The organism is Flavobacterium cupreum (genome assembly GCF_003996965.1).
GTDB lineage: Bacteria > Bacteroidota > Bacteroidia > Flavobacteriales > Flavobacteriaceae > Flavobacterium > Flavobacterium cupreum.
The window spans coordinates 1-1,277 of the sequence record NZ_QWDM01000046.1 but is presented as its reverse complement, the minus strand read 5'-3'; the positions used below and the strand labels follow the sequence as shown (position 1 = coordinate 1,277).

Sequence of the window (1,277 nt, the reverse complement as noted above, 5' to 3'; positions counted from 1 at the left end):
TCCGCATATCTGCATTCCAGCCACTTCCGCGATCTGGCGCGCAATCCATAATTCCCCAACGCGTTCACCCGCGAACGTAAGCTTCCCTTGTTCGCCCTGGTCGCCGTGCTGCTCAGTGGCATGCGCAAGAGCATCCAGTCTGAACTTGACGAATTCTTCGCCCATCTGGAACAACGGGCGCAATTGGCGCGCCATGTTTCCGAGCGCGCCTTCTTTGGCGCCCGCGCCAAACTGGCCGCCAACGCCATTCCCTTGCTCAACGAATGGCTGCTTCAGGAGTCTGATCGACGTGGCTTCGTGCCGCGTTGGCACGGCCTTCGGCTCGTCGCCGCCGATGCCTCGACACTCAAATTCGGCCATCGCGCCAGCCATGTTCCCCGCGCCGCTTCAACCGATCAGATCGCTTTCGGACTGTTCCTGCCCGGTGCCGAGATGATGCTCGCAGCATCCTTACACAGCATCCACGAGAATGAGCGCCAGATGCTGTTCCAACACCTCGACCTGCTGGGCAGTGGCGACGTGCTGTTGATGGACCGCGGCTATCCTTGCCGCTGGCTGGTGGCCCTGCTCAATCATCGCGGCATCGGCTTTTGCATGCGCGTTGAAAAGGAGGGCAACACCGGCTTTGCCTGCGTGCGCGACTTCTTGCGCACGGGCCTGCAAGAGAAAATCGTAACGCTGGCAGCGCCCGACAAAGCCGATGCAGCCGATTACGAATGCCCTGCCACGGCGCAAACCGTGCGGCTCGTCCGCCACGTCGCCTCCACCGGCAAAGTGCGCGTCCTCATGACCAACTTGCTCGACAGCGAGCTCTTCCCTGCCGCCGACTTCGGCGACCTCTATCACAAGCGCTGGCGCATCGAGGAGGCCTTCAAGCGCCTCAAGACCCGCCTCAATCTGGAACATGTTTCGGGTCTGTCCCAGTTGGCTGCGATGCAGGATTTCTCCGCCAAAATCATCTGTGACAACCTTCAGGCCCTGGCCGCAGCGGCTGCCACCAATGACTTCCCAATAGCGCCGACCCGCCGCGTCAATCGGACCTATGCCCACACCGTGCTCAAGCCGCTGCTGCCTTCATTGCTGCTGCGCTGTGCCGACGTCATTGACTTGCTTCGTGATGCGCTCATGCTCATCGCGCGCAAGACCTACTTTCACAAACCTGGTCAATCAAAAGCCAGGAAAAAGCAGGCAAAACCCCATAAGCCGATGACACAGAAACCATGCTAAAGTTTCGACCCGTTAAGTCCGGTGGATTGGGTCTGACCCCCACTTATGTA

General features: G+C 59.8%; 1 pseudogene. It reads left to right on the top strand.

Annotated features, from left to right (window positions below):
• Nucleotides 1–78 precede the first annotated feature (78 nt).
• Nucleotides 79–1,227: pseudogene (locus D0817_RS26650) on the top strand (IS4 family transposase); the annotation flags it as partial.
• Nucleotides 1,228–1,277: the final 50 nt, after the last annotated feature.